General features: G+C 49.4%; 21 protein-coding genes and 1 tRNA gene. 17 read left to right on the top strand and 5 right to left on the bottom strand.

Going from position 1 to position 26,749, the window contains the following annotated elements; translation table 11 throughout:
* Positions 1-59: 59 nt before the first annotated feature.
* The 4 genes from EKM83_RS00495 to EKM83_RS00480 all read left to right on the top strand — a co-directional run bounded on the left by EKM83_RS00495 (position 60) and on the right by EKM83_RS00480 (position 4,071).
* Positions 60-1,235: an MDR family MFS transporter gene (locus EKM83_RS00495; RefSeq protein ID WP_125574692.1), complete on the top strand. Its 1,176-nt coding sequence runs from the start codon at positions 60-62 to the stop codon at positions 1,233-1,235.
* Between the two features lie 73 nt (positions 1,236-1,308).
* A complete protein-coding gene (locus EKM83_RS00490; RefSeq protein ID WP_125574691.1) occupies positions 1,309-1,578 on the top strand; it encodes a hypothetical protein in 270 nt (89 codons plus the stop codon).
* A 449-nt stretch (positions 1,579-2,027) separates the two neighbouring features.
* On the top strand, positions 2,028-3,638 hold the full coding sequence (locus tag EKM83_RS00485) for a peptide ABC transporter substrate-binding protein (protein ID WP_125574690.1): 1,611 nt from the start codon (positions 2,028-2,030) through the stop codon (positions 3,636-3,638).
* A gap of 196 nt (positions 3,639-3,834) precedes the next feature.
* Positions 3,835-4,071 (top strand): hypothetical protein, encoded by a 237-nt coding sequence (locus EKM83_RS00480; RefSeq protein ID WP_125574689.1) that lies wholly within the window; start codon positions 3,835-3,837, stop codon positions 4,069-4,071.
* Between the two features lie 55 nt (positions 4,072-4,126).
* Here EKM83_RS00480 and EKM83_RS00475 read toward each other — a convergent pair whose 3' ends face one another.
* From EKM83_RS00475 to EKM83_RS00460, 4 genes are all read right to left on the bottom strand, one after another.
* On the bottom strand, positions 4,127-5,128 hold the full coding sequence (locus EKM83_RS00475) for a matrixin family metalloprotease (RefSeq protein ID WP_125574688.1): 1,002 nt from the start codon (positions 5,126-5,128) through the stop codon (positions 4,127-4,129).
* A gap of 117 nt (positions 5,129-5,245) precedes the next feature.
* Positions 5,246-5,557, bottom strand: coding sequence for a hypothetical protein (locus EKM83_RS00470; protein ID WP_125574687.1), 312 nt, complete (start codon positions 5,555-5,557; stop codon positions 5,246-5,248).
* Positions 5,558-5,750: 193 nt separating this feature from the next.
* Entirely contained in the window at positions 5,751-6,422 is a 672-nt protein-coding gene (locus tag EKM83_RS00465) for a hypothetical protein (RefSeq protein ID WP_225418597.1), read from the bottom strand.
* Positions 6,423-6,600: 178 nt separating this feature from the next.
* Positions 6,601-6,673: transfer RNA gene (locus EKM83_RS00460), tRNA-Lys, on the bottom strand.
* Positions 6,674-7,666: 993 nt separating this feature from the next.
* Here EKM83_RS00460 and yycF point away from each other — a divergent pair.
* The 9 genes from yycF to EKM83_RS00415 all read left to right on the top strand — a co-directional run bounded on the left by yycF (position 7,667) and on the right by EKM83_RS00415 (position 18,207).
* The gene (gene yycF, locus EKM83_RS00455) at positions 7,667-8,383 is read left to right on the top strand and encodes a response regulator YycF (RefSeq protein WP_048733642.1); all 717 of its coding nucleotides are present in this window, start codon (positions 7,667-7,669) and stop codon (positions 8,381-8,383) included.
* A gap of 44 nt (positions 8,384-8,427) precedes the next feature.
* Positions 8,428-10,284, top strand: a complete 1,857-nt coding sequence (gene walK, locus EKM83_RS00450) for a cell wall metabolism sensor histidine kinase WalK (protein WP_125574686.1) — start codon at positions 8,428-8,430, stop codon at positions 10,282-10,284.
* On the top strand, positions 10,271-11,575 hold the full coding sequence (locus EKM83_RS00445) for a YycH family regulatory protein (protein WP_125574685.1): 1,305 nt from the start codon (positions 10,271-10,273) through the stop codon (positions 11,573-11,575). Before walK ends, EKM83_RS00445 begins: the two co-directional genes overlap by 14 nt.
* 27 nt (positions 11,576-11,602) lie before the next feature.
* On the top strand, positions 11,603-12,460 hold the full coding sequence (locus EKM83_RS00440) for a two-component system regulatory protein YycI (protein WP_125574684.1): 858 nt from the start codon (positions 11,603-11,605) through the stop codon (positions 12,458-12,460).
* Positions 12,461-13,091: 631 nt separating this feature from the next.
* Entirely contained in the window at positions 13,092-13,919 is an 828-nt protein-coding gene (locus EKM83_RS00435; protein WP_125574683.1) for an MBL fold metallo-hydrolase, read from the top strand.
* A gap of 159 nt (positions 13,920-14,078) precedes the next feature.
* A complete protein-coding gene (locus EKM83_RS00430) occupies positions 14,079-15,416 on the top strand; it encodes a S1C family serine protease (RefSeq protein WP_225418596.1) in 1,338 nt (445 codons plus the stop codon).
* Between the two features lie 539 nt (positions 15,417-15,955).
* Entirely contained in the window at positions 15,956-16,435 is a 480-nt protein-coding gene (gene rlmH / locus EKM83_RS00425) for a 23S rRNA (pseudouridine(1915)-N(3))-methyltransferase RlmH (protein ID WP_125573817.1), read from the top strand.
* Positions 16,436-16,757: 322 nt separating this feature from the next.
* Positions 16,758-17,165, top strand: a complete 408-nt coding sequence (locus EKM83_RS00420; protein ID WP_125574681.1) for a hypothetical protein — start codon at positions 16,758-16,760, stop codon at positions 17,163-17,165.
* Positions 17,166-17,337: 172 nt separating this feature from the next.
* Positions 17,338-18,207, top strand: coding sequence for a hypothetical protein (locus EKM83_RS00415; RefSeq protein ID WP_125574680.1), 870 nt, complete (start codon positions 17,338-17,340; stop codon positions 18,205-18,207).
* A 288-nt stretch (positions 18,208-18,495) separates the two neighbouring features.
* Here EKM83_RS00415 and EKM83_RS00410 read toward each other — a convergent pair whose 3' ends face one another.
* A complete protein-coding gene (locus EKM83_RS00410; RefSeq protein ID WP_125574679.1) occupies positions 18,496-19,059 on the bottom strand; it encodes a hypothetical protein in 564 nt (187 codons plus the stop codon).
* A gap of 198 nt (positions 19,060-19,257) precedes the next feature.
* Between EKM83_RS00410 and EKM83_RS00405 the strand changes: the two genes are divergently transcribed.
* The 4 genes from EKM83_RS00405 (at position 19,258) to EKM83_RS00390 (ending at position 26,573) form a co-directional block, all read left to right on the top strand.
* Positions 19,258-20,163: a helix-turn-helix domain-containing protein gene (locus EKM83_RS00405; RefSeq protein WP_125574678.1), complete on the top strand. Its 906-nt coding sequence runs from the start codon at positions 19,258-19,260 to the stop codon at positions 20,161-20,163.
* 253 nt (positions 20,164-20,416) lie between these two features.
* Complete coding sequence (locus EKM83_RS00400; protein ID WP_125574677.1) at positions 20,417-21,895, top strand: MFS transporter; 1,479 nt, start codon at positions 20,417-20,419, stop codon at positions 21,893-21,895.
* A gap of 28 nt (positions 21,896-21,923) precedes the next feature.
* Positions 21,924-23,546, top strand: coding sequence for a glycoside hydrolase family 43 protein (locus tag EKM83_RS00395; RefSeq protein ID WP_125574676.1), 1,623 nt, complete (start codon positions 21,924-21,926; stop codon positions 23,544-23,546).
* 450 nt (positions 23,547-23,996) lie between these two features.
* On the top strand, positions 23,997-26,573 hold the full coding sequence (locus EKM83_RS00390) for a MucBP domain-containing protein (protein ID WP_125574675.1): 2,577 nt from the start codon (positions 23,997-23,999) through the stop codon (positions 26,571-26,573).
* Positions 26,574-26,749 lie beyond the last annotated feature (176 nt).

Raw genomic sequence — 26,749 nt, 5'->3', positions numbered from 1 at the left:
ATGGTGAAATATGTTAAGATTAATCTAATTGAATTTTAATTTTAGAGAGAAGGCGGCTTATGCGCGAAATTCGACTCCGCTGGTTACTGCTAGGCGCCTTGTTCAGTAGTATCGGGATGAGTTTTATTTGGCCCTTGACGACGATTTACATGCATAACCGATTGGGGGCCTCGTTGACCGCGGTCGGCATTATCCTCCTATTGTATTCTTCAGCCAACGTGGTAGGTAGCGTGATTGGGGGGCGGCTCTTCGACCGCTACAATCCCTTTTATCTGATTGTGGGTGGCGTCACGATCTCACTGGTCACGCTGGTGAGCTTGATCTTTCATCACGGCTGGCCGGCGTTTCCCATCTCGTTGATCTTTTTGGGCCTGGCTTCCGGTTGGACCCTGACGATGGTCAACTCACTGGGGACAACGATTCACAGTCGTGATGGGCGCTATATTTTTAACATGCTCTACTTTGCGCAAAATTTGGGGGTCGTCTTGGGGACGGCACTGGTGGGCTTCGTGTATAGTGTGAGCGTGACTTTGCTGTTCGTGATTGCGGCTAGCCTGTTTGTGTGCTTCTTAACGGTCGTGGTGACCTGTTACCACGCGCCGGCCGTGATGCACCGTCAGGTCGTGACCCAGAAGACGCAGGTGGTGACGATTCCGCGGCCGAACCAACGGATCATGCTGACGTTTTTCATTTCGCTGGTCATTATCTGGGTGATGTATGAACAGTGGGTCTCGAACTTGTCCGTGTATATGACGGGAATGGGCATTCCAATGCGGGAATACAGTCTGTTGTGGACCATCAATGCCGGGCTGATCGTGGTCTTTCAAGCCGTGCTCAATTGGTTGGCCAATTTCTTTAGCAACCTGTACCTGCAGGTCTATGCGGGGATCTTCTTCGTGGCGCTGTCCTTTGCGACGCTGATTTTTGCCAAAGACTACGGGCATTTTGTCCTGGCAATGGTCATCTTGACAATGGGCGAGGCCACAGCCTTTCCAGCGATTCCGGCCATCGTCAACAGTCTGACGCCGCACGCGGTCAAAGGCAAATACCAAGGCATGGCCAACGCCTGGGCCAGTGTGGGCAAGGCGTTTGGGCCACTGTTCGGGGGCTTGGTCATCGATCATGGGTCCTACACCCTGTTGTTTATCATCGCTGCGGTAGCCAACCTGGTGATTTTAGGGGCCAATGGGCTGGTGATTACCAGCAACCGTCAGAATGTGGAAATTTATAAGTAGGTTATTTGCCTTTTGGGTGTATAATTGACTAAGAGGAAGTATTACGCACAAAAGGGAAATCAGGGGACAGCACATGACAAAAAAAACAAGGGGAATCAGTGGCATTTTGCTGGGCCTAGTAGCTGGGGGCTTGCTCTTCAGTCAGGTACCGCAAAGTCAGTCCACTGTGACGGATTCGGTCGTCCAACCGGCTTCTGGGCAGACGGCCGTGCAATTGGATACCACTGGCAAGGGGCACGTGGCAGTCAAGACGCAAACGACAACGAGTCAGGCCGGTAAAACGGTGAGTCGGCAAACGACGACCGTGACACAGGGCCATCGGCAACAAGACATGCATAAATAAAAAATTTGCGGGCCAATTTACAGCGGTTTGCAGCAAATATACAAGAGGACGATCCTACGGTGACGCGGGATGGTCCTTTTTTTACGCGATTATTCAGAAAATATACATAAAAATGAATGTTTATAAAAGAATTGACAAATAAAATGAATGATGATAAATTTAATATCAATCAAGAAGACGTTGCCAGAAGGAGTAACCCGCTACTGTTTGCTCAGCGAGTCCGGAATGATGAGAGCCGGATCAAACGTACGGGTGAAGCGCATCTGGAAGTCGGCGCGGTGAAATGACTAGCTGCGCCTGGGTCGTGCCCATTACCGCACGGTGCACAAGCACGCTGAGAGATAAAACAAGGTGGTACCGCGAGTCGTTCGCCCTTGTTGGCCAGAGATGGTCGACGAGGACGGGCGACTTTTTTGATGAGGCGCCGACAAAATTGAGGGGTAAACAATATGAAAAAACTTTTAGGATTAGGATTGGGATTCATGGCCATCACCGCATTGGCTGGTTGTGGCACGACGCAGGCCCAAAGTAGTGATGACAAGGCGTTGAATGTCACGATGGTAGGCAATCCAGCAACGGCTGACCCAGCCATTTCGGGTGACAGTAACAGTTCCAGTCTGATTGCTCAGACCGAAGAGGGGCTCTACACACTGGATAAGAACGGCAAGGTTGTGGCCGGCGTGGCTGAAAAGGTGGTCAAGCCGACCCATAACGGCACGGTCTATACGTTTAAGATCAAGAAGAGTGCCAAATGGGCTAACGGTGATGCGGTCACGGCCCAAGACTTTGTGACCTCCTTTGATTGGCAGGTCAATCCCAAGTCGAAGTCGCAAGTTGCCAACAAGCTGAAATATTTAAAGAATTATGATGCGGTCCAAGCCGGCAAGAAGGCACCGTCCGCGTTGGGCGCTAAGGCACTGGATAAGCAGACCTTACAGTTGACCTTGTCGCAACCCCAACCCTGGTTGCCTGATATCTTAGCGACGGCAGCTTACCCGATGAAGACGGACCTCTTCAAGCAATATGGCAGTCAGTACGGGACTAGCGCTGCTAAGACCATGTCGGAAGGACCTTACAAGTTGGTAGGCTGGAGCGGCTCGGCTGATAGCTGGTCTTACGTGAAGAACCCACATTACTGGAACGCTAAGAGCGTGAAGATCGCCAAGGTCAATGTGCAAGTGGTCAAGGATCCCGGGACCTCCGCCAACTTATTCAAGTCCGGTAAGGTCCAAGAAACGGTCCTGTCTGGTCAGTACATCAAACAAAACGCCAACAATCCCGAGCTGAAGACGACGCTGAACAGTTCGATGCGGTTCTTGGAATTTAACGATAAGAAGACCGTGACGCATAACACCAAGGTTCGGCAAGCCTTCTCCTACGTGGTCGACCGGCAAGCATTGACTAAAAATGTGCTCCAAGATGGGTCGGCCGCGGCCAAGAGTCTGATTCCGACCGGTGATGGCGACGACCCAACGACGGGCAAAGACTTTACCGCAGACGTCGGCAACCTCTTGAGCTACAATCCCAAGAAGGCGACGCAATTGTGGAATCAAGCCAAGCAAGAATTGGGCATCAAGAAAGCTAGTTTGGAACTGTTGACGGCAGACACTGATGAACAAAAGCACGTTGCCCAATACCTGCAACAACAAGCCCAAAAGTACATGCCGGGGCTGTCGATCACCATCAAGTCCATGCCACTGGCCCAACAGATTGCCAAGGGGGCCGCGGGAAACTTTGATATCGACCTCGACGGGTGGACGACTGACTGGCGGGACCCCGCTGACTTCTTGCAAATGGCTGACGGGACCAGTTCCGTGAACTTTACCAAGTGGGATAATGCTCATTTCACCAACCTGATGAAGCAAGCTGATGACACGGCTAATCACACGACCCAACAACGGTGGGACCTGCTGAAGCAAGCAGACACCTATGTGACCAAGCAAGCCGGCCTCGTACCACTGTACCAACAAGCCAAAGCACACTTGGTTTCCGATTCCGTGGGTGGGCTGAAGTACACCATGATGAGTGACGCTCAGTACAAGTATGCCTACTGGAAATAGACTCATGTAGAGAAAAGTCGTTTCGCGATTGGGCGGAACGGCTTTTTTAGAACGAAGCGAATAGTCGGGCTGGTGTTTACAGATTAAACGAGTGTATACTCATAGACAAAGAATGATTTGACCACTTAATTTTGGGGATAGCGCGGGGAAGGCGCTAAATTGGGGCCAGCGGTACGAGTCTAGAGGAGGCGCGGGGATGCAGTTTCAACGCTTGTTAAAGGAACAGATCGTCCAAACGGCGGATTTGTTAGGGGTTTTCTTGTGTTTGTTAGTACCGGTTTTTCTGGTGAAAGGGGTCGTGGACCTCGTCACCTTAGGCGAACTGTTTTGGCTCGATTATGGCGTCTTATTCGGGGAGGCCATCGTCGGATTCATTGCGTTGTTTGCGGTGATTGACCTGATTGAAGCCGCTTGGCAGTACTGGCACAAATAATTTGCGTAAACGAAAGCAGTCGTTCTGGGTTTTGCCGGAGCGGCTGCTTTTTGGACTAGTGCAACATATCTTCTGTGTACAACACGTGGTCGGAAACGTGTTCAAAGAGTTCATGACCGTTACTGGTATGCGTGTCGAGAAACAGGCCCTGACCGTCGTTGATAGCATAGTATTTTCCGGCAGCGGTGCGGCCCAACATGACCACGACGTCTTCGCCCGGATGCAGGACCACACTATCGGTAACTGCCATCTGTGGCGTGCCCCCTTGCGTAAAGGTCAGTGTCTGGCCGGTTTGGCCCTTGAACTTATCGGCAATGCGGATGGTTTGCGTCGTGTAATAGTTCTTTGGCGCGCGGTGATGAGGCACGCTTTTGATAATCGTGCCCTCGACGATGGTGCCCGCATCGTGGACCAGACGTTCAACGCCGCTGATATTGTTGGAGTAATCTTTTAGATGGTCAACGGTGAGGCTGGGTTTCGCCGCGGTCGCTAGCGCTTTGGCTGGACTGATGGGGGTGGTGTAGACCTTCTTGGCCCCCTTGATGTCAACGTTGCGCAGACTATGGACGCGGTTAGACGGGTTCATGACGCTGATTGAGCCGGCGTTGTTGTGGCTGAGCCCCAAAGCGTGCCCCATTTCGTGAATGGCCACGTGCGTGCGTTGCTTTTTGGTATAACGGTATTTCTTCAATACGGTACGATTGAGATACATGGCTGCGCCGGTCTGGTGGCCCTGTTTGTCAAAGGCCAGTCCGTTATAGGCCATCCCGGTCGCGTTAGTCCAGATGCCCGAGTTTTTCGCCACGGTGGTGGTAAAGGAGCGGGACTTTTTATTCTTGGTGGCTGACCAGGTGAAGGCCTTGGACTGATTCCAGGTCTTGCGCGCCGTGGTCCAGATCGACCGGTAGTACTTGCTGGTCGATTTATTGTAATAGGCGGCCTTCTTGGCGGCGTAACGGTACTTATTAGCCGGCGTGGGGTTCTTGGTAGCCCCCTGGGCAGAAATGCCCCCTAGGAGGACGAGACAGCCGGTGAGAAGTATGAGTGTTTTGTGCATGCTGACGGATCCTTTCCCAATTCAGTTGGGATGAACCAGTCGTTTAAAATAAAGATTGTTAAATAGTTCAGCCCACTTATTAGGTAAGTTTAGTCTCTGATCAGCAGGTTGTCCAGCCTAGGCGAAAACCAGGCCGTGGTAGCGGTCTTCCTTTTGCCAAGCCTTGATAAGGTCTTGTGCCAGGAAATGGTAGTCGTTGGCCGACATTTCCGGACGTAACTGGTGGAGTTGTTCCGCAACGTCTTGCGCGGATAGCGCCTGGCGCTGGAAGAGACTTCGATTCAGGAATTGATCGAGACCGGTCAGTTGGGCGTCGGTGAATGGGAAATTTAAAAGTAACAGGGCGCTGGGGGTGATGCGTGACTTTTGGGCAAGCACGTTGAGCGCCTCTAAGATTAGGGCGTCGTGCGTCAATTCAACTTCATTCATGGCTAGTGATTCCTCCCTTATTTTGCTAGAATACGGGAATTTAATCCAGAAAGCTAGTGAAATCGCTTATAAATAATTTTGTAGCGGAATTCCTTAGAGCGCCAAGGGATTCAGCGCTTCACAAATTTAATTTTGACACCACTTTCACTAAAAAACCGGCATCCTCATAGCGAGAATGCCGGTTACAATTATCTTAATGAGAGACCCGAAAGTTGTGGTACAGATGCGGCATGATGTGCTTATCCGAGGCGGCAATGATGACCCCGTTGAAGAGGATAGAGTACAGCGTGCCGACGTTTACGGAATAGATCTGTCGGGTAAATAGGTAGCAAATGGCAATCATGACGATCGGTGGGATGAAGTCAACGAACTGTGACGCCGTGGCCCGGCCGCCTAGGTACATGAATCGCAGGATGTTGGACGTGTCATCGTTGGGGTGCATGATGAGGTTGGCCCGCTGGTAAATCGAAATCGAGCAGGCGAAGATCGTGACCCCTAAGATACTGAGAAGCATGCGCCACCCGATCCCCAGTGCGGGGATACCCCATTTGGTAAACATTGCCACAAAAATATCAATAAAGTAGCTGAAACAGGAAATGAAGACGACTTCCCCCACGAAGCGGGGAATATCGACCTGATGAATCAGCAGCTGGTTCAATAGCGCGCTGCAGATCCCCACAATCAGTAAGATGACCCCCACGTTGCCGTGAATCCAATAGGCGATGTTGACGGCCGCGGCGGTCCAAATTCCACTACCGGCGTTAGCGGCGACGCTCAAGGCATTGCCAAACGCATTTAACACTAGGCCGATGATCAACGCTACGACCCGATAAGACATCCGATTCTTCTGCTGTTGCTGTTCCAAAACGACTCACCTCGACAAGTTTTCCGTAGCGTTTCTCCTATAGATAGCAGATAGCTGGACACATCGTTGCCAAGGCCCGTTATGAATAGATATTAAATGTAGCGGATATTTATTACCTAATGATACAAAAAAATCAGCAACCACGAAGTTAACTTCGTGAAAGCTGATTAGTAAGTGATGGGCAGTCAGGGGATCGAACCCTGGACCCACGGATTAAGAGTCCGTTGCTCTGCCAGCTGAGCTAACTGCCCATGTGATTGATTTGTTGCTGTTGTATGTCTTCCATATCAACGAGAACTATCATATCATGCGGGCAGGGGGTGCGCAACCCCTTTTGCGAAAAAAGTTGATTTTTATTCAAAAAAACTGGGTATTTTATCAATTTTTTGGGGTGAGAAATCCCGGTTTCACGCGGATTATCATTATTTTTGTGAGGGACAAAAATTTTTTCAACTTTTTTTGAAAAAAGGCTCGTTCACGGTGATTTGGGCCTACTGGCGGCTGACCGAGGGGCAAAAAAAGTTGAGATTTTTTTGAAATTCCCTAATTTGGGGACTTTTTCAGGGAATTGGCCCGTCTGCTGGTAGATTTTGCGCTGAAAATATTTTTCCGCTGCGCAGTCGCTGAAAATGAGGAACACAAAATTCGGGGGTTATCAGAATTAACTGATTAAAAAGAGAGACGTTAAAATCACGAGCCGGTTCCAGGCAATCTGCCAAAATATTTCCCAACCCAAAATTTCCAGGCACGATTTACTTCCCAGCCAGTCAAAAAAACTCGTTAAAATCACGTTACGTAATTGCAAAAGAATTGCCGCTAAAATGTAAGAATCGAACGCAACCTGAGAAATAACCGCAGACTTTCATGAAAATCAGCAAAGATAATTAACATAAGCAAGCTATTTGTTCATAAACAACCAGTATTTCCCGGGAAATACCGGGTTAAAACAACCTTAAATCCTTGGTGGACTAGGACTGAAAGAAACTTCATGATGTGTTATAATTCAAGTAGCGTTGCGCGAAACGGCACTGGAACCTTATCAGGCCGGGCAACGCCCCTGAGTACCACGGGGGACAACTAAGAGTTCCCCACTATTCCTTGACTTTAAACGATGAAATAAAACTGAAAACACTAACTGGAGTGGCCCCATTGACGGTGGTAAAGTGACACCCAATGGCCGGCCTGCCGGTAATCCTGCAATTACCGGATTCGCTTGTATTTCCCTTAAGGAGGAAATTTTTACTATGCCTAAGAAAATTCTCGTTGTCGATGATGAAAAGCCTATTACAGATATTATGAAGTTTAATTTGGAAAAAGAGGGCTACGAAGTTGATGTAGCCTACGACGGTGAAGCCGCCATTCAACAGGTGGAAGAGGGGAACCCCGATCTGGTGATCTTGGATCTCATGTTGCCTAAGGTCGACGGGCTGGAAGTTGCCCGCGAGATTCGTAAGAAGCACGACATGCCAATCATCATGGTCACGGCCAAGGACTCTGAATTGGATAAGGTCTTGGGTCTGGAATTAGGGGCCGATGATTACGTCACCAAACCCTTCTCGAACCGGGAATTGGTTGCCCGGGTCAAGGCAAACTTGCGGCGGCAAAATACCGCGGCACACGCCCAACCTGAAGAGCCAGAAAACCAAGACATTGAGATTGGTGACCTGACGATTCATCCGGAAGCCTATTCCGTTTCTAAGCGGGGGGCCAACATTGAGTTGACTCACCGGGAATTTGAACTTTTACACTACCTGGCCCAACACATTGGCCAAGTCATGACCCGGGAACACTTGTTACAAACGGTGTGGGGTTACGATTACTTCGGCGATGTGCGGACGGTCGATGTGACGGTCCGGCGGCTGCGGGAAAAGATTGAAGATGCTCCCAGCCACCCAACCTGGTTGGTCACACGCCGGGGTGTCGGTTACTACCTACGCAACCCAGATTCCGACCAAGCTTAAGCTAGCGGCAACGCTAAATCTCGCATTGAGGAGTATGTGACTTCGTGAATAGTAAAATAAAATTTTTCCAGTCGATTCACTTTAAAATCGCGCTGGTCTTCGCGCTACTCCTACTTTTAACGCTGGAGATCGTTGGCGCCGTGTTTGTCCGCCAGTTGGAGCGGCAAAACTTAAATACGTTTAAAGCCCAACAGGTCGTGCAGACCTATATCGTGAATCGCTTGTCTGATGAGTTGACGACGACCAATACCACGAAGAGTGATAAGCAGATCAAGTCAACGCTGTCTGAAATCAATAACACCAATAACGCCCAGATTCGGGTGATCGACAACAAGGGGACCATTCGTGGGACCAATGAAGTCGATAACCAGGGAATCGTGGGCCAGAAAACCACGGATAACAACATCAAGAACGCCATCTACAATAACCGTGATGTCGTGCGGACGACTTATAATTCGCAGAACAACAGTCGCTACTACACTACGATTACACGGTTGATTTGGACCCAGGGAAATAACAGCGAGTTAGTCGGGGTTATTTACATGCGCTCGAGTCTAGACTCGGTCTACCAAAACATTAACCAAATCACGCTGATCTACGTCTCCGCGATGTTTGTGGCAATTATTTTGGGACTGGTCATGGCCATCATTATTTCCCGGGCAATAACCCGGCCAATCGATGAAATGAAGAAACAAACGTTGCGTATCGCCCGCGGGGATTACTCCGGGCACGTCCACGTTTACGGTAACGATGAGCTGGGACAACTGGCTAGTGCCGTGAACAACCTGTCTGTGCGGGTGGAAGAGGCGCAAGAATCCACTGAGTCCGAGCGACGGCGGCTAGATTCCGTCATGGCGCACATGACCGATGGGGTGATTGCGACCGACCGCCGTGGTAACGTGACTATCATTAACGAAACGGCTAGTAGCTTTCTGGATCATGAACCCGACGATGCCGTGGGCAAGTCCATTTTGGATCTCCTAGATATTCGGGACGACTATACGTTGCGTGAATTGCTGGAAGACCCCGACGACTTGGTCTTGGACTTTTCGACTAAGGAACATGACCTGATCTTACAAGCTTACTTCTCCTTGATTCAACGGGAGTCTGGCTTTATTTCTGGTCTGGTCTGTGTCTTGCATGACGTCACGGAACAACAGAAGATCGACCAGGACCGTAAGGAATTCGTGTCCAACGTGTCCCATGAATTGCGGACGCCGTTGACCAGTGTGCGGGCCTACATCGAATCCTTGTCCGAAGGGGCTTGGAAGGATCCTGAGGTGGCGCCACGGTTCTTGAAGGTCACCCAGGAAGAAACGGACCGGATGATTCGGATGATCAACGACCTGTTGACGCTGTCGCGAATGGATTCCGGAACGCAAAAGGTTGACCTGGAAATGGTCAATTTGAATGAATTATTCAATTATGTCTTGGACCGCTTTGACATGATGTTGAAGCAAGACGACAAGCCAGAAAAGACTTACACCATCAAACGAGACTTCACCAAGCGGGATCTCTGGGTCGAAATCGACACGGACCGCTTTACGCAAGTCTTGGATAACCTGATGAATAACGCGATTAAATACTCGCCAGATGGGGGCGTCGTCACGGCGCGCTTATTGGAGACCCACAACAACGTGATTTTGAGCGTCTCTGACCAAGGGTTGGGGATTCCGCGCGCAGATATTCCGCGAATCTTTGACCGCTTCTACCGCGTTGATAAAGCCCGTTCACGGGCCCAAGGTGGGACTGGTCTGGGGCTAGCGATTTCTAAGGAAGTCGTCCAAATGTTGGGCGGCCGAATCTGGGTCGATAGTCGTGAAGGCCGCGGGTCCACGTTCTACATTTCCTTGCCTTATAAGCCGTATGATGAGGAGGATCTCTGGGATGAAGATAACTAAAGCATTTCTACCACTAGGGTTGACCCTAGCCGTGGCAGTCAGTGTGGCGTTATCGGCTATGATCTGGACGAACCCCGCGCAATACGAGCGGAGCCGGCAGCGTAGTTCCAACACGCCCACGACCGAACTCAATACGCGGCCGCAAAAGGATGTGTATTTGCCAACGCAGGTCGTGTCTACTGACGCCAACGGCAATCAGGAACTGCTGAACAACCGGAAAGTTAACCTGACGACGGAAGTACGCGAGGCCCTGTCGAAATGGGACCTGGGTGGCATTCGGCGGTTACGGACCAGTTCACAAGCCGATTATCTGCGCTACCTAACGACCAAGAACAGCCTGTTGCTGTCCTACTCGGCGCCGGTCAATGTGAAATTGTTCAATACCGTGTTCGGCAGTCGGTTGGCGCGGGTGTCGACTGAGTTCTCGCGAATCATGATTCCACTGGACAACACCAAGGCGTTGTATCTATTGGATGACAAGGGCCAAAAGGTCTACCGCGTGACCGTGCGCAAGCGTGATTTGGGCGCAATCCGTAAGATTCTAAAAGAAAATCTCTTTCGTATCAACGTGAAGATGCAGTGGCTAAATGACTCGGCCATGCCGTACGTCACCAATACCGTGACGGTGCAAGCCTACAGTTATTTGGTCAACCACCAGTCGACGGATTATTTCACGACGCGCTTGTTGAACAAAGGGGAGTCGACCAATGTGTCGGCCAAGAAGAATAAAGATAACACGATTTATAGCGACGGGGCTTCGCGGCAGTTGACCGTGTACAACAAACGGGGAACGGCCTTGTACGAAGACTACAGTGCGCTACAGTCGTCGTTTACCTTTAGTCAGGCCCTTACGGCGAGCTACAATGCGGTCAAATCGATCGGGATTCCGATGGAGAACCTGCGTTATTACGGGTACAACAAGGGCAACTCGACCGTGACCTACCGTAGCTTTGTTGAAGGGTTCCCGATCTTCAATCAAAGTAATTATGGTGCGGCGCGGATTCAAATGCTGTCGCAAGGGGTCCGGCGCTATAATTTCTCGCTGTACAGTCTGCAAGTGCCAGTACCGACGGACAAAAAAGCTGAGAGCCTGCCGAGCACACAGCGGGTCATTGACCAGCTCACGGCAGCCGGCTACAGTCAAAAGAAAATCGTTACGGTACAGTTGGGTTATCAGTGGCTGGCCTCGTCCTCCTCGGATAAGGTGGTCAACCTGACGCCAACCTGGTACGTTTACTACCGGGGAGCTGGGTGGAAAACCTATAACCAACTGTTGAAGCAGCAGCAATAAACCGGTCAAAAAGGAGGGCGGTCTGGCATGGATTTTCGCCGCATCGAGTGGTTATTTCTAGTCGCGTTCATTGTCATTGATATCTTCTTGTTCGCAGCCTTTCAGCGCGATACATCCGGTGAGACCGATACCACTTCAGCCCGTTCGGCCGATAGCGATACCACCATCATCAAGGAAATGCGAGCGGACGACATTACCTTCAGCACGCCCTCTAAAAAGGTCGGCGAGGGCTACTACATTTCCACCAGCAACGACGATAGCATTAAGAGTAGTCTGACGAGTCTGAGTGATCAAACCGTTCGGTATCATACGGATGGCACGATTGCTTCGACGTTTAAGACCCCGATCACCGGGGTGGACCCGAAGCATCCGGACAAGACGCTGGATACTGTGGTCAACAACGGGGCACTGATCTTAAACGGGACAAACTACTATTACAATCAGCAGTTGTCCAGCAGCAACACGGTGGTCTACACGCAACACGTCACGGATGGGCAGATTTATTCGCGATATGGTGAAATTCGTTTCAGCCTGACCAATGACGGCCAAGTCACGGGTTACGAGCAAGGCTATTTGGCCAATGTCGCGACGTTGCGAGAAAAGACGGAGACGATTTCGGAGCGTAAGGCCTTGATCTGGTTGTATCAATATAACCAGATTGCCAATAACACGAAGATCGTTTGGACCAAGCTGGCCTATACCCGTTACTTCACATTGAAGAACAGTAGCGTCTACATCCCAACTTGGGTCATCGCCGTCAAGGCCAATAGCGGCAACAACGCTGGCGTCCTTCAGCTGAAACACGTTAACGCCTTCACTGGGGCCATCCTGACCAAGGATAGCAACGTGAAGACCGTGAGCGGGACTTCCAGCACTAGTGATTAAAACCTAAATAAATAGCAGCGAAGAGGCGGCCGTGAGCCGTCTTTTTATTTGTAACGCCGTTTTGCCCACTAAGATTAGCGAAACCAGGAGCCTGCGTCAGCCAGGGATTCCGCCTGCTATGGGGAACACCTCCAGCCTGAGAAACGGGCTTCCGGTTCGCTTTGAAGCCTTGCCAAAATCGCAAGTCTCCAAAGTCGTCCCACGCTGTAGGCTGAGACAAAACCTCAGCCAACACCGTCGCCACAGCTGGCTCCACCCTGGCTGCCTCCGGCGGGGTGGTGATTGTCAGCGACATTGTGTTAATTATAGACAGTTGTCAAATCAGCCGCTACCTGGGGCTAGACCAATTGTTACTAGTACGCTTGGCGGACGGTAGGCGACCAGTTCTCGCTACGAAGCTGTAAACGACTAATTTTTGTACCATCAGTTGCATGGTGACAATGGTTCTAGCTAATTTTCATCTTTCAACCTTTAGTAACTAGTTTTATCGTTATGAATGGCGTTATGGTAATGCGCTTAGCCAGTTTCTGTTGGCGCAGTAAAGTAACCCTTAGCATTAACCGATTAATATTAGTTACAAGACCGGTGAAATGCGGTATGATAACGGTATTGAATTTAAGGAGAGGTCGAATTGGATTTGCGAACGGATACAGCAGTAGCAGATGACTTGCGCATTAGCATTTTATCGAGCGGAAGTACGGGCAATGTGGCCTACGTGGAGAGTCCCAACGAACGGATCATGATTGATGCGGGGCTCAGCGGCAAGAAAATTGAAAAATTAATGGGCGATATCAATCGTAGCATGAGCGACGTCAATGATTTACTGGTCACCCATGAACACTCGGATCACCGTCAGGCCGTGGGGATCTTGGCGCGGCGGTATGAACAGTTGAACGTTCACGCCAATGCCGGGACCTGGGACGCGATGGCTGGTAAGATTGGCAAAGTTGACCTGGCCCAAAAGCACATCTTTGCGCCAGACACGGTTCAAACCTTTGGCGACATTGACGTCGAGAGTTTTGCCGTTTCCCACGATGCGGCCGAACCGCAATTTTACGCGATTCACTACCATGGTAAAACGTTTGTGATCCTGACCGACACGGGTTACGTGTCCGAGCACGTCGAAGGGGTCATCAAGGACGCCGACGCCTACTTGTTGGAATGCAATCACGATGTGGAAATGCTGCGGATGGGCGAGTATTCTTGGCCACTGAAGCAACGCATTCTCGGTGACAAGGGGCATTTGTCCAATGAAGAAGGCGCCGACGCCTTGATGGATGTCTTGGGGAACCGCACCAAGAAAATCTACCTGGGGCACCGGAGTCTGCACAACAACATGCAGTCGCTGTGCCATTTGACCGTCGCTTCCATGATGGAGAACCGCGATTTTGGTGTCGGCCATGATTTCCAGTTGATCGATACCAATCCGGAAGAGGCCACACCTTTAGTCGCTTTGTAGGTTGCGGCAGTATAAGTTTTGGTAAACTTTAGGACTTCAGCACCGAATCATCAAGAAAAATTCATACTCAGTCGTTAGTATAAAAGCTATTAAAACGACCGGTCGGCGGGCTAAACCACTGACCGATGAATGGGAGGGTTCGCGCGTTAGCGCAATGTGATGGACAACAATAATAATCAAAATAATAATTTGAATGACGATAACCAAGCAACTCCAACGCCTACTCCGGCACCTAAAAAGCGGGGTGGCCTGACCTTAACCAAGGTGGCAGTGACGGCGCTGGTCGCCGGTCTGTTAGGTGGGGGTGCCGCTTACGGCGGTATCAACTACCTCAATAACAGTGGCATCAACGATACGGCGGTGCCAACTGGCAGCAACAAGAGTGGCAACGCGTCGACGTCTAATGTGACGGTCAATGTGTCTACCCAATCGACCAAGGCCTTCAACAAGGTCAAGGGTGCCATGGTTTCCGTGATCAATTTACAAAAGCAAAATAGCAGTAGTAGTACTTTAGGCCAGCTGTTCGGGCAAGAGTCTTCTGGTTCGAGTTCCAAGTCGAAGTCAGAATTGGAAGAAGCTTCCGAAGGGTCCGGGGTCGTCTACAAGAAGAGTGGCAACACGGCTTACATCGTGACCAACAACCACGTGGTGTCCGGTTCGTCCGCACTACGGGTCGTCACCAGTTCGGGTAAGCAACTCCAGGCCAAATTGGTCGGGAAAGATTCCGTCACCGACTTGGCCGTCTTGAAGGTCAATGGTGCGGACTTGAAGACCGTGGCGTCATTTGGGAATTCCGACAACGTTAAGGTCGGCGAAACCGCGTTGGCCATTGGGTCGCCGCTGGGTAGCCAGTACGCAACGTCACTGACGGAAGGTATCATCTCCGCCAAGAAGCGGACGATTGAAACGACCAACTCCTCCGGCACGCAAACGGGGAACGCCACGGTCATCCAGACCGATGCCGCCATCAACCCGGGGAACTCTGGTGGGGCGTTGATCAACGTCGGCGGCCAAGTCGTCGGGATCACCTCGTCGAAGATTGCCAGTGATGCGGAAGGGACTAGTGTTGAGGGGATGGGCTTTGCCATTCCATCGAACGAAGTCGTCAACATCATCAATCAGTTAGTCAAGAACGGGAAAGTCGTGCGGCCCGCATTAGGAATCACCTATGTGGACCTGGCCAACGTTTCCAGTGCCCAACAGAAATCGATTTTGAAGCTGCCATCTAGTGTGGAAAGCGGGGTCGTGGTCATGAGCGCTAGCGCCGGGTCACCAGCGAAGAAGGCCGGCCTGACCAAGTACGATGTCATCACGGCCTTGGGTGGTCACCAGATTTCTGATCAATCCACGCTACGGGACATCCTGTACAAGTACAAATTAAATGATACGGTCTCCGTGACCTACTACCACAACGGTAAGAAGAAGACCGGCAACATCAAACTGACCGAAACCTCATCACAATTACGGAGCAGTACGTCAGCGACCTCAGAATCATAAGTTATCGAAAATGAAAGCGTCCGCGGATTTTTCCAGCGGGCGCTTTTTGTCTATGGTAAGCTATTTGATGAAAAGCCGAAGTTTAGGAGGAGATTAGGCGAAATGAAAACGTGCCCGCTGGTAACTTTCACGAACGAAAAGTCAGCGACATCGGGCGGTAATTCAGGGTCAAAACTGATGGCGAAAAAAGCTGTGGATAACTTGGGGGATAAAAGGGTACAATAGGAAGTGGAAAAGTTATGAACAGGAAGAGACCGGCAATGGAACCGGTGTAAAAGTTATCCACAGGCAGTGGGGATAACTGTGGATAGAAAAAGATTTTGGTGTGATTAGGGTGTCAGAACCTGATAACCATGCGGTTTGTAAGCGGATAGCCCGAACGGACGTTTTGCCGTGGACCGGTGGATAACTAATTTTATATTGACATTTTACGAAAAAATAAATGTGGGGGGTCGGCCAGAAGGACCCCCAATATCTAGGAAAACAAATTATGCACCTGTGGATAACTTTGTGGACAACCTGTGTAAAGGAGCGGAATTATGAACATCAAATTCGTCGTTGTGGGTAAGTTGAAGGAAAAGTATTTTAAGCAAGGCATCGCGGAATACGCTAAGCGGCTGTCACGGTTTTGCAAATTTTCAATCGTCGAGGTCCCCGATGAAAAGGCCCCGGAAAATCTTTCGCAAGCTGAAATGGACCAGGTCATGGCTGCGGAGGGGGAACGCATCTTAAGTAAGATCAAGGACCGCGAATACGTCTACGCGCTGGCCATCCTAGGCAAGGAGCGCTCGTCGGAGGAGTTCGCCAAGGAAATCAAAGACCTGACCACCTACGGCCACTCAGACATCACGTTCGTCATTGGCGGCTCCCTGGGCCTCACACCGGCCGTCCTGAAGCGCGCGGACACCCAGATCTCATTTGGCCGCTTCACGCTGCCTCACCAGTTGATGCGGCTAGTGTTGACGGAGCAGGTTTATCGGGCGTTTATGATTAATGAGGGGAGTCCGTATCATAAGTGATGGGGTTTTCGTGGGATTGATTGCTAAGTAAAAGGTTATAGAAAAACTCCTCTCTAGGTAAACAAACTTTTGATGTTTGCTTGTCTACCTAAAGGGGAAAACGCTACTCCCAGACAAATGAGTTAAGGTGACTTTGGAAGTACCATTTGAGAAATAGGTCTCTTTTTTGACGATTGAATTAATTGTGGCTAAAGGTTGAAAGTAAGCATGCATTCTACGTGCAGAGTATAAGGACGAAGTTTATTTACAGTACCAGGTAAATCCGTTAAGGTATGGGTGAAAGATGATTAGTCAACGTTAAAAGGTGGAGGGGACATAAGTGATGAACAAGTTGGTAAAAGCATCAATGGTAGGATTGGTAGCAGTAACGTTAGGTGGGACGGTTTCAACCACAGCGAACGCAGCTACTTGGCATAAAGGAACGCCTAAAGCTCTTCGAGGTAATTGGAAGCGTAGTTACCGTGATCGGGGTTCAAAAGTCACTATTAATTTCAACATCAAATCTAAGTCAATGAGTATTGGTCGTCCGGGATGGGCATCTGAGGACTGGTCTAACCTGAAATACCGGAAAGTGGGGGCCAGTACCTATAAGATTAAAGGGACGTATCATAACGGCGGCATGTTAACGAAAAAGAATTCTCATATGAAGCTGATGAAGAAGTCCGGTAAAGTGACTTATAAGAACTCGTGGTCCAGTAGTTACGCGTACCTTGGCTGGTTCCACAAATAGAAACTAATCATTAATCTAATTATTAATCGCTAATTCAATGACTACGCCTTGGACTTCGTTGTCCAGGGCGCTTTTGCGTCGTGGCGATTGTTATTCTAGCCAACCCACCAGTCATTGACGTCCTTTCACCGTGAGTGGTATCGTAAGCTTAAGATTGGGAAGGATGAGGAACATGAAAAAACAGCTTTTAGCCGGCTTGATTGGCTTAGCAGCACTCTTAATTGGCGGTACTAGCCAGACGACGGCTCACGCGGACGCGACGGTCAATATCGGGGGGACCACCGTCAGCCGCTCTTATTTAAATATTGATACTTACTACCGGGCGACGCGGGCGGTTAAGGCACACGTGACGTATTACCGAGCTAAAGATGGCAAGCGGCAATACACCAAGGCCATCAAACTGCCTAAGGGTACCATTGTGGCGGGGTGGATTGTGCCGAAACACCAACTCGCACACGGTAAGTGGGGAAACGAATTGACATTTGGTCAGGGCAATTTGAATGAAAAATTGCTTAATGCTGGCGCTAAAAAGGGCTATGTGGCTGGTGGCACCGTTTCTTACGCATTGAAGCACCTAAAAAAGGTGAAACGGCCGGTTTACATGCCAGCCTACAGTTCTGGTGATCTCTATTTAGGCGGCGCCAAGGCCACCTTGCAGGGGGATAATCAGAAAAAGCGGGTCTTTCGGATCACAACTAACGGCTACGTAGAGCTGATTGCGCGGAATGCTAAAGTTCAGACCGACGCGGCCTTTGCGGGTAAGCCGCTGCATCAGGCTAAAATCAAGAAAACGCGGGTCAAGGGTGCCACGCGTTACCTGTACCTGAGTTCGAAAATGACCGGAACTGGTATCAAGACGACGCGCGTGGGTAAGAAAGGCGCTTATCAGTACCGCCTGGCCCTTAAGAATCTGCACCAGCCGCAGGACCTAAGCTACTATGACGATGATCGTGGCGAGGTGTACGTGTTTGATAGCCTCTACACGGTTGGCGGTGTTACCTACTACACGCCGATTTGTTTTGGTAGTGAGATTGAGGATTAGTGGCGTGAGTTGCTTGAAGTCGCGTTCATAATTTTAGAAATAGCGTCAACCGACTGGGAGTGTCAGCGGTTGGCGCTATTTTTTTGTCGTGCCTGTGTCGCGTGATCGGATCCTATATCCTTACTAACGAATCTTGCGGGGAATTTGTAACCAGTAGGTGTTAAGTCTTAAGAAATAATTTGTAAAATGGTGCGGTTATTGGTGAAGTGAGTTGAGCGTCTTTTGTCATAATAAAGGAGCATTGACCGATCACTGGCAATGCTCCTTTGTTTTACGGCGGTAATCAAATCATTTACCACCATAGAAATTAATCACGGTCATATGCTTGGCCGATTTGTAAATCGGGTGCTTGTATTTTTTCTTAGTCAATAGCGTGACGCGACTGGCCTTTTCACTGACAACGGGCACGTAGGCCAAGGCTTTTTGATGGCCGTACTTAACGGGGAGAACCTGGCCATACCAGATTTGTGACGCTAGTGGATCCCAGTTTCGTTTCAAATTAATGGCAAAGTAATACCAATGGTAGCGGGATTTTCGTAAATCGACATTGGGCAGCTTTTTCCTTTTAGAAGCAGTCTTCCAGGATTTTGCGTACTTTAGGGTCCGTTTACCGGCTGTGGTTGCGACGGTGAAGGATTTTTTGTTGATGATGAGTTTACTGGGGTGCTTATCGTAAGAAGATTGATAGCCGTACCAGGTGCCACGCAGGGCTTTAGGTGCTGTTTGGATTGATTTATCGGAATTACCAAATGTCCAAACGACCTTCGCGTCAGCAGAAGTATTGGCCAATCCAATGAATCCGATGACAGCAAAGAAAGCAATTAAGCCAGTTTTTATAGGCCGCTGTTTCATGAATGATTCCCCCTTTGTCGTTTAGTATACAAGCAATAATTAGGCGCTCAAATGAATAACGACCTGAGTTATTCCTTGTAACGATTAATTTTCACCAAGCGGGTTAGTTGCTTTAGACAACTAATTCGTTATAATAGTAGCTGGATAGTAAACCGCTTTCACCATTGTATTAGGTAGTCACGTAAGGAGGGACCAAAGTTGAAGCCATTTATACCGATTCCAGTCGTGGACTCGAGCCTCTATTTATTTGGGGGACATCAACGAACCGTACCAGGCGGGTGGCAGTTTTTTGAGCAAAAACACCAAGCGTTTGAGTTGATGTGTGTCGTTGAGGGACGACAAACCACAGAAATTAAGGGGAGTGGCGCCTTCGACTACGGGGCCGGAGAAGTCATGATTATTTCCCCGGGGACCTTGCATACCAATAAAAATACTAGTGAAGAGGCCAGTATGACTTACATCTGTTTTCATTTCAGTATTGAAAGTCTTGAACTCAAATCGGAAATGCTTAGCAGTGTCGTCAATGCGGTGATTCCCGCTGAACATCCCATTGCCAAAGCAGCGCTGGCGGCAGCGACAGCCATCGTTACGGTCAGTGCTGACCGGTCTTTGACTAAAGAACAGGTCAATTTGCAGATTCAGATTGCCGTGCTCAACTTTTTTTACGCCATTTCCACCAATCTGCAGACCTTGACGCAGCAAAAAACAGGGCATTACAGCGAAAGTGAAGCTAAGACGAGTCGTCAAATGGCCTCGTTGATCAAACAATATATTTTGAAAAAAGAAATTCCGTCCTTTTCGTTTGCCACAATTTGCCAGCAGGTCGGCGTCAGTAGCGGTTACGGACACCGGATTTTTAAAAAGGTTTACGGTGTGACGCCGCTTCATTACATCGAGAGTCAAAAGTATAACAAAGCCAAGCGTTTATTGGGGTCACCAGACTATACAATTGAGGATATTTCCTACCTTATGGGAGCCAGTAGCGTTTCTAATTTTAGTAAGCAATTCAAGAAGTGGTCGGGCAGTACACCAAGTCGCTATCAGCGGCAGTTGAAGCAAAAGCGGCGGGTCCGAACGGTCAAGGAAAGTGGTTATTTTGAATAGTTTCGGTCACAAAAAGATAAGTTTCCCCGCTAAGTGTTGATTTGGCGGGGATTTGTTTTACCCACAAGGTCAGGATTTGACTAAAAACGGTCATGAAAGAAGATAGCGCCCCTTTATGAAAGCGGATACAATTCAAGCTGTAAGTTAGCTAACGGAGAAATGCGTGAGGCGTCGGCCAACGACTCACTGGACAATCTATTGGTAGTTTCGGCTACCAAATACTTATTTCCCAAATTGAAAGGGGTTCTCGCACATGGCCGCCAATACACAGGCTACTGCCACAGAGACTCAAGCTACTGACGAATTTGCCAAACTTTCTTGGCGTGAACGAATTAGTTATGGTGCTGGTGATCTCGCGCAAAATTTAATTTTTGGTACAGTTGGGTCCATGCTCTTATTTTACCTGACCACTGTTTATGGGATTTCCGCTGCAGTTGGGGCCACCATTTTCCTGGTAGTCCGCTGGGTCAACGTTTTCTGGGATCCGTGGGTCGGCGCTTTTGTCGACAAGCACAGCTTTAAGAAGGGTAAATACCGTCCGTACTTGATCTACGGCGGGATTCCGCTGACCATTATGGCCGCACTGCTCTTTTTACCAATCGATGCCGTCCGCGGTAACGTCTTTTACGCCTTCATTGCCTATCTTGCCACTGCGCTGATTTACTCATTTGTGAACATCCCCTATGGTGCGTTGAACGCTTCCTTAACCCGGGATAATGATGAGATTTCAACGTTGACGACCGTCCGGATGACGGAAGCCAACATCGGTAATTTACTAGTTTACACATTCCTGCCATTATTTGTACAGATGGCGTCACCAAATCCGCAATCAAAAGATATCGGCTTCTTCGGCATTCACATGAACTTAGGTGACTATACCTCACCAAAGGCCGGCGGCGCGTACTTCATGGTGATGGCAATCTACATGATCATCGGCTTCATCATGTTAATGGCCACTTACTTTGGTATCAAGGAACGCGTTTTGCCGACGCAAAAGGAATCCGATGCCGTGAAATATTCCGATCTTTGGCTGGAATTCAAGCAAAACAAGCCACTTCAGGTTCTAGGATTGTTCTTCCTGATTGGGTTCACCTTCATGTTCTTCGGGAACACGGTTTGGCCATTTTACATGCAATACAGCATTGGTCACTCCGAATGGATGGCCTCTATCAACTTGATTGGTTCAATTCCAGGGATTTTCTTGGTCTTCTTATGGCCAATCATCCGTAAAAAAATTGGGAAACGTCAATTTTTCTATGCCTTTCTGACGTTGTTTATCATCGGGACCCTAATTCTGTGGGTTTGGTCGTTCCCAGCCTTCAAGAATAGCGTTGCCCTTGGTTACACGGGTCGTTTCCTGATGCAATGGGGGATTACCGCTGCTACCGGGTACATGTGGTCGCTAGTCCCAGAAGTGGTCTCTTACGGCGAATACACGTCCAAGAAGCGGGTAGCTGGTATCATCAACGCCATCATGGGCTTGTTCTTTAAGATTGGGTTGGCACTAGGCGGGATTATCCCGGGTTACATCAATGCCTTCTTCAAATTTGATGGTACCAAGGCAACGCAAAGTGCTGGTGCTTTGATGGGGATTCAATGGTCGATGATCTGGCTGCCAATTATCTTAGCAATCGTTGCAATGGTTATCATGAGTCGCTACACGTTGACTGATGAAGAAGTGAACCGAATGAACGAGGAGCTAACAGCTGCACGGAAAGCTGAAATGGACTAAATGACTTGATACGAAAGGAAGATCTCTGATGAAAATTCAAAATCCTGTTTTACCTGGTTTTAACGCCGATCCCAGCATGATTCGGGTCAAAGACACCTACTACATTGCCAACTCGACCTTTGAATGGTTCCCTGGCGTACGGTTGCATGAATCCAAGGACCTGGTTCACTGGAATCTGTTACCATCACCACTATCCACGACGACCTTGCTGGATATGAAAGGAAATCCGGCATCTGGTGGGATTTGGGCGCCAGACTTATCCTATGCGGATGGCAAGTTCTGGCTGGTGTACACCGACGTGAAAATTACGGACGGGCCTTTCAAGGACATGACCAACTACTTGACCACGGCGACTGACATTCGTGGCCCTTGGACAGACCCGATTAAGCTTAATGGCGTGGGATTTGATTCATCCTTATTCCATGATGAAGACGGCCGTAAATACCTGGTCCAACAGACCTGGGATCACCGCGAGTACCATCATCCGTTTAACGGTATCACCTTAACGGAATTTGATTTGGACACGATGCAGTTAAAGCCAGAAACAGCCCGGAATATTTTTAATGGCGACGACGTTAAACTAGTTGAAGGTCCACATCTGTATCAAATTAATGGCTACTACTACTTGTTCGCTGCTGAGGGCGGGACTGTCTTCACGCATCAAGAAATCGTGGCGCGTTCCAAGACCCTGGACGAGCTATCCTTTGAGGGAGAACCAGACGGTCCGTTCATTACCAATATCGATACGCCGGACTTTTACTTGCAAAAGCAAGGTCATGGCGCGTTGACCTCCACCCCAGGCGGTGAGTGGTACTACGCCTCGCTAGTTGCGCGGCCATGGAACCACGCCACAGAATCTAGTCATGATCCACGAGGCTGGAGTACGCTAGGCCGGGAGACGTCGATTCAAAAGGTCGAATGGGATGATGAAGGTTGGCCACGGGTCGTTGGCGGTCATGGTGGTCAAGTAGAAGTTGAGGCGCCTAAGGATGCCATTTTAACGGATGCACCTAAGGACCACTCCCAACACGATACGTTCGCGCAATCAACGCTGGACTTAAACTGGAATACGCTCCGGCAACCATTTACACCTAAGCTGGGAACCGTCGGCAACGGTGAATTGAAGCTGGTGGGGCAACAGTCTCTGTCTAGTACATTTGATGTCTCACTGGTGGCGCGTCGCTGGCAAGCGTTTAATTTTGATGCCGAAACGCAGGTGAAATTCGAGCCGTTTAGTTACCAGCAAATGGCCGGCTTGGTCAATTTCTACAACGACAAGCATTACAGCTGGATTTTCATCACCAACGATGAGCAAAAAGGTCGCGTGATTGAGGTGGCTCAAAACGACAACAATCACTACACGTCCTTCCTGAAAGACCAGGCTATCGCGATTCCAGCGGACGCAGAGTCTGTCTGGTTTAGAGTGAAGGTGCGTAAGGAATCTTACACGTATCAGTACTCATTTGACGGTCAAAATTGGGAAACGGTCCCGGTTGAACTGGATGCGGCAATTTTGTCTGATGACTACGTACTCCAGACATCTGGTGGGTTCTTCACCGGCGCCTTCGTCGGCTTGGCAGCAGTGGATTACGCTGGTTACGAAGAAGTTGCGACGTTCGACCACTTCGACTATCAAGAATTGCCAGACTAACCACAGAACAGTAGATTAGAAAAATTATTGTAGACGACTTGCTTAGCGGGGATTTGCTGAGGGGGTCGTCTATTTTTGCGTAAATCTAGCTAGGCGACAGGTTAAAAAGGGCCGATACACTTACTAACGAATCTTAATGGGAAGTTGTAACCCCTATCTTCGTGACTTAAGAAAATAATTATAAGTTGCGGGTGCGATACGAGGTCGTCAAATGCTAGGGAGTTAAGTGACGGCGTATCAGGCGTTGTTACGCTGACTTTACGTTCAGTAATCACCTGAAAAGTACTTTGATAAAGGGTTTATTATTTCTGTGTGGAATTTGTAATCATAGAACAAGTTCATGTGATTGAGTAAAACGGTTAATTGTGATACATTGAACATGATTAGACGATATATTTTGACAAAAGTCATAACGCGAAGGATTTCCTAAATTTTTGGGGGGATTTGGATATGAAATTAACGCAGCGAAATGAACAAAGACGACTGCTTTTAACGAGTGCGGTGGCACTGACGGTTGGGACAGTGGGCTTGGCGACCACAGCCCGAGCCGATAGCGCTGAATCATCGGAATCTGGGGATGATGCCGGTCAGATGGCTAGTGAGCAATCCCAGGACCAACAAGTTTCACTTAAGCAGCGCAGCTCATCCGTCGAACAGAATAGTGAGGAGTCGGGCGCACCAGCTAGTTCAGTGACAAGTAGCGACGACGCCTCTTCCGGTGATCCTGGGAAACCGGTGACCAAGCCAGAAGTTGAGAGTACCACGGCGGATTCTACCAAAGAAGCGCCAGCAGCAGAAGAGCCACCTGCCCCAGTGTCAGCGACCACCGACAAATTTCAACCGGCTCCCCCAGCGTCAGCGCCCAAAGCACCAACGTTACGGATGGCCAAGGCTGAAGTGGCGGCGCCAACAACGGTTGATGACCTCATACCAGATAAGAATTTCCAACAAATCGTTTTATTTGCAATTCAACAGGGCAATCCGGCGGTAACCGATGTTTCGCAGATTACGCCGGATTTATTGGCACAGCTGACGGAGATTGATTTGAGTTCGGGGGCGGCAATTGCTAAGCAAGAAAATGATCAAGCATTTTACAACGCAGTGGCGAATACCAAGTCACTGGCTGGTTTGGCGTATGCCAAAGACTTACAAAAATTAATTATTTTTCCTAACGCCGATGCGAGTCGAAAGTGGGGGAATCCTAGCTCAAATGGGCAACTAACGGACTTATCGGCCATAAAAGAATTGACGCAATTAAAAGCACTAACGCTGAAATATAATCAGTTAACTGATGCGGATACGGCACCATTAGCCAATTTGACCAATCTCACCAGCATAGATTTGTCGCACAATCAGCTAAAAGATTTAGCTTTCATGTCGAAAATGGTTAATCTCTCAACTGTCACGCTGTCAGATAATGATATTTCTGACGTTTCGCCATTGCGGAACATCACCGCAGCACCAGGATTCTTTACATTTGGTAATAATCATATCTTTGATATTATGCCGCTATTGGGTCTTAATTGGCAGCCGTTTCATATGATTTCTGCAGACAATCAAACTTGGACCTTGGACCCAGTTATCATAAATTCAACAACAAAAACGCTATCCACCTGGTCGGTTGCCTACGATAATTTTAAATTTAATGAATTTCTGATGGAAGATCCGCAAGCAGATGGTTCCGGCTATATGATTGGTGCGGGAAATTGGTATGTGTGGAAAAACTTTACGGCAACTCCAGGTCAGATGGGTAAGTTAATCCTACACTGGGATATTGATCGACATAATGATTTGATACAACCGGCGGTGCCGAGTAATGTACAGTTTTCGGGGAAAATCATCATTCCGTATACCCTGCAGGAGGGTGTCGATGCTGTCACGGTGGCATTTCAACTAGATGGTGGTGATGTGAGTGCATCCAAAATCGCACCGTTCGTGATTCTTAATGGTCAGCCCGGCACGACTTTAGACGTGCTAGATGACCCATCCGTTCAGGCGTCAATCGCGGACCTGGAGCGTCGCGGGTTTACTTACGAAAAGCCAGCAAAATACATCCCGGACTTGACTGATACAACTGAAAGTTCGACTGTCACCTACACTGACGACGCCCAAAATATCACGCTACTCTTCAGCCCGCTACAGAAAATCTACCTCGTCGACGAAAATGGCCAGCCCATCGGCCAAAAGCTAGTCAAGGAATCTGGCACAATTGGGACGGCCTGGCAGGTTGATTTGCCAACGATTGCCGGCTACATCTATGACCACGTCACTGGCAGTGGCACGCTGACCGATCAAACGCTGAGCGGGACGATTCAGGACTACAATGATGATATTTATGTTTACTACCAGAGCACGGGCGAGCCGGTGAAGCCGCCAGTGACACCCGTTGATCCTGGAACACCGGTCGAAAATGGCCAGGTCACGGTACACTATCAGGATGAAAATGGTGTCAAATTAACGGATGACCAAGTCTTGACGGGAGCCGTGGGGACGGCCTACGCGACGCAGAGTTTGGTGTTTGATAATTACAAATTGACCGCGCTGCCAGCCAATGCGACGGGGACGTTTACCGCGGCTGCGCAAGACGTATCTTACATTTACCATGATGAGACGGTGAAGCTCCCGGATAAGGGCGACGATAAGCGGCCTGACACCAGTGAGCCAACGTTGCCGCCGCTACCGCAACCTGAGTCGCCGAACCCAACGGCCGTTTTGGCCCAACAGGGGAGTGCACCGGCGATTTTGAGCAATGGCCTCGCCGCGATGGTGACCGATGAGCCAGATGAAGTCATAGCCCGGCAAAAAACGCCATCGCCGACAGCACCACGCAAAGCGCCACGGGTCACTCGCCAGCGACTAGCGGTTCACAGCCGAGCGAGTCGCGTGCGGCCTGCCACTAAGGCAACACCGCGGCCGGCAACCGCGCTGCCGCAGACGGGGGACCGTCAGTACTCAGCGCTGGTGGGGACGGCCTTACTCGCCGTAATCAGCAGCTTGGCTGGCGTCCGCTGGTTCAAACGACAATGAAAAGTTAACGAATCCACTAGCTTGGGCGTGCTGAGCGAGTGGATTTTTCTTGGCTAGCCGGCCGAAATCAAAAGGGGTCTGAGACAACACATCCCAGACCCCTTTGGCGTCAATTTTAAATGGCCGAAACGGGCGTCAAAAGGCAGCCGGTTCCGCTTAAAACTGATCACCCAACA

The sequence above is a fragment of the Levilactobacillus angrenensis genome (genome assembly GCF_003946085.1).
Classification (GTDB): domain Bacteria; phylum Bacillota; class Bacilli; order Lactobacillales; family Lactobacillaceae; genus Levilactobacillus; species Levilactobacillus angrenensis.
The sequence above is the reverse complement of the archived record's forward strand: the minus strand, read 5'-3'. Positions and strand labels throughout refer to the sequence as shown.

Bases quoted from the DNA above. Each gene is read 5' to 3' on its own strand.
- EKM83_RS00470 (WP_125574687.1), bottom strand. From the start codon at position 5,557: ATGAATGAAGTTGAATTGACGCACGACGCCCTAATCTTAGAGGCGCTC.
- rlmH (WP_125573817.1), top strand. From the start codon at position 15,956: ATGAACATCAAATTCGTCGTTGTGGGTAAGTTGAAGGAAAAGTATTTT.
- EKM83_RS00430 (WP_225418596.1), top strand. From the start codon at position 14,079: ATGGACAACAATAATAATCAAAATAATAATTTGAATGACGATAACCAA.
- EKM83_RS00420 (WP_125574681.1), top strand. From the start codon at position 16,758: ATGAACAAGTTGGTAAAAGCATCAATGGTAGGATTGGTAGCAGTAACG.
- EKM83_RS00485 (WP_125574690.1), top strand. From the start codon at position 2,028: ATGAAAAAACTTTTAGGATTAGGATTGGGATTCATGGCCATCACCGCA.
- EKM83_RS00440 (WP_125574684.1), top strand. From the start codon at position 11,603: ATGGATTTTCGCCGCATCGAGTGGTTATTTCTAGTCGCGTTCATTGTC.
- EKM83_RS00475 (WP_125574688.1), bottom strand. From the start codon at position 5,128: ATGCACAAAACACTCATACTTCTCACCGGCTGTCTCGTCCTCCTAGGG.
- EKM83_RS00495 (WP_125574692.1), top strand. From the start codon at position 60: ATGCGCGAAATTCGACTCCGCTGGTTACTGCTAGGCGCCTTGTTCAGT.
- EKM83_RS00445 (WP_125574685.1), top strand. From the start codon at position 10,271: ATGAAGATAACTAAAGCATTTCTACCACTAGGGTTGACCCTAGCCGTG.
- EKM83_RS00395 (WP_125574676.1), top strand. From the start codon at position 21,924: ATGAAAATTCAAAATCCTGTTTTACCTGGTTTTAACGCCGATCCCAGC.
- EKM83_RS00390 (WP_125574675.1), top strand. From the start codon at position 23,997: ATGAAATTAACGCAGCGAAATGAACAAAGACGACTGCTTTTAACGAGT.
- EKM83_RS00400 (WP_125574677.1), top strand. From the start codon at position 20,417: ATGGCCGCCAATACACAGGCTACTGCCACAGAGACTCAAGCTACTGAC.
- EKM83_RS00490 (WP_125574691.1), top strand. From the start codon at position 1,309: ATGACAAAAAAAACAAGGGGAATCAGTGGCATTTTGCTGGGCCTAGTA.
- EKM83_RS00410 (WP_125574679.1), bottom strand. From the start codon at position 19,059: ATGAAACAGCGGCCTATAAAAACTGGCTTAATTGCTTTCTTTGCTGTC.
- EKM83_RS00480 (WP_125574689.1), top strand. From the start codon at position 3,835: ATGCAGTTTCAACGCTTGTTAAAGGAACAGATCGTCCAAACGGCGGAT.
- EKM83_RS00415 (WP_125574680.1), top strand. From the start codon at position 17,338: ATGAAAAAACAGCTTTTAGCCGGCTTGATTGGCTTAGCAGCACTCTTA.
- yycF (WP_048733642.1), top strand. From the start codon at position 7,667: ATGCCTAAGAAAATTCTCGTTGTCGATGATGAAAAGCCTATTACAGAT.